This window comes from Okeania sp. SIO2B9 (assembly GCF_010672505.1).
GTDB classification, from domain to species: Bacteria; Cyanobacteriota; Cyanobacteriia; order Cyanobacteriales; family Microcoleaceae; genus Okeania; species Okeania hirsuta.
On sequence record NZ_JAAHGK010001363.1, the window covers coordinates 1 to 1,967 of the forward strand.

The following is a 1,967-nucleotide window of genomic DNA, read 5'->3' on the forward strand; positions in this document are numbered from 1 at the left end:
AAATGCCCCTTAAGGCGATCGCACGGCAATATTCCAACACAACCATGCCCATTACTTGGCGCAACCGCACTACGGGATTATCCAAGTTAAAGCTGAAAGAGATGGGAAGCCGATACTTGTTTATTGTGCTTTATATCTGGCTAGAAAAACATCTCTCCAGAGGAGACTATGTGTGCAAGCAACCTCAAATAGCAATCCAGAATAAAATTCGCTAACTAGAAGAATTATGATTGCAGATAACAGAGCGCTCAGACAAGAAGAATACCTAAAAAAGCTTTACTCTAATCGTTTTAACTATCAACAGAGAAAAGCCAAAGTCGCCTTGTGGAAAGTATTAATCAAGGAATTCCTGCAAAAGCATCTGGGCAAAGAAGCAGACGTTTTAGATATCGGGGGAGGATATGGTGAGTTTATCAATCATATTCAAGCAAGAGAAAAATACTTAATCGATCTCAATCCTGACTCTAAAACATTCGCCAATCCTGATGTCCATGTTCTCAATCTCAATATTTTAGACTTAAACAAGCAAGAAAAAATTAATAAACGCTTTGATAGGATATTTGTTTCCAACTTCTTTGAGCATTTAGGCAATAAAGAGGAGCTAATTGAAGTCTTGCTATCATGATTACGTTTGGTATTGCCCAAATCTCGCGTTACACCGCAGTTTATTTATTGCCCATCTATTTTATTTTAACCATTGGCTTTTACAGCCCAACCATTTTGAATCTAATCCGAACGAAAAAATTCAAGATTATTCTGTCAGGCATCAAACAGTTTTGTACTTATACAATCTTGCTTTTATTTACGACAATCCTAATCATTAATATTGGTTTTTCCTTTGAAAAAACTTTTACAAAGCTAGGGGATTATCAGTTTGCAAGTAGAGCTTTCACTTCATTACAAGCTAGTTCACCATTGTTGAGAGCTTTACCTGTTCCAGTTCCCTATGCTTACCTCTCGGGACTAGATATGGGTAAATACAAACAAGAAACAGCTTTTGGCAATGGTCCTACTTATCTAATGGGTAGATTAGGCTTAGAGAATGGTGAAATGAAGGGCTTTAAGGAATACTTTATCATTGCTTTCCTTTACAAAGTGCCTATTGCCACTCAACTACTTCTATTTATGGCTGTTGTCAGCCTGCTTCGATATAGACATCGAATGAATTTTTGGCAAAATGAAGCTTTCTTAATCATCCCCTCTCTATTTTTTTTCATTGCTTTCAGTTTTACCACTGCTCAGATTGGTATTCGATACATCCTGATGATTTTCCCATTTCTCTTCGTTTTCTCTAGCCGATTAGCAGTAGCCTGGACAGCATTAAGAAATCGATATCGGATTTTTGTAACTAGTCTTGTCGCTTATTTATTAATTTCTAATATTTCTTATTTTCCTCATTACCTATCATACTTTAATGAATTGCTGCTAGACCGAAAAATGGCCTACACAATCCTTGCCGACTCTAACTTAGACTGGGGTCAAAATTGGATTTATTTAGAACAGTATCTTGAAAGAAATCCTGATGCAAAATATATGAGATGTCGTAGGAAAAAGCTAAAACAAGAAGTTAATCCTCAAAAGTTTCAAGTCGATTTAGTTGTGCGTGGAGCCAATCAAGAAGAAGTTAATCCTCAAAAGTTTCAAGCCGATTTAGTTGTGGTTGGAGCCAATCAACTATTAGGTATTACGACCAATCCAAAAAATTTTCAATGGCTAAGAGAGAATAAAAAACCTGTGGATCACGTTGCCTACAGTCACTTAGTATTCAAAATTGAGCCTCAAGACTTAGAGGACATTGGTGATAAGTTAAACAAAGAGAGTTTTTGTTACGATCGAAATTGGTGATAAGTTAAACAAAGAGAGTTTTTGTTACGATTAACCTAATGAGTAAAAGAGTTTTAATTACCGGAGGAGCAGGTTTTGTGGGCATATCACTTGGTCTGGGACTTGCTCAACGCTATCCAGAG

The 1,967-nt window shown here is 36.6% G+C and carries 2 protein-coding genes and 1 pseudogene; all 3 read left to right on the forward strand.

Features of this window, described 5'->3' with window-relative positions:
* Positions 1–215, forward strand: a pseudogene (locus F6K13_RS30760) (glycosyl transferase); the annotation flags it as partial.
* Between the two features lie 11 nt (positions 216–226).
* Complete coding sequence (locus F6K13_RS30765) at positions 227–625, forward strand: bifunctional 2-polyprenyl-6-hydroxyphenol methylase/3-demethylubiquinol 3-O-methyltransferase UbiG (protein ID WP_124146912.1); 399 nt, start codon at positions 227–229, stop codon at positions 623–625.
* Positions 622–1,845 carry a hypothetical protein gene (locus F6K13_RS30770; RefSeq protein WP_124146911.1) on the forward strand — a complete coding sequence of 408 codons (1,224 nt, stop codon included), beginning with the start codon at positions 622–624 and terminating at the stop codon, positions 1,843–1,845. The genes F6K13_RS30765 and F6K13_RS30770 overlap by 4 nt, the downstream gene beginning before the upstream one ends.
* The last annotated feature ends 122 nt before the right edge of the window (positions 1,846–1,967 follow it).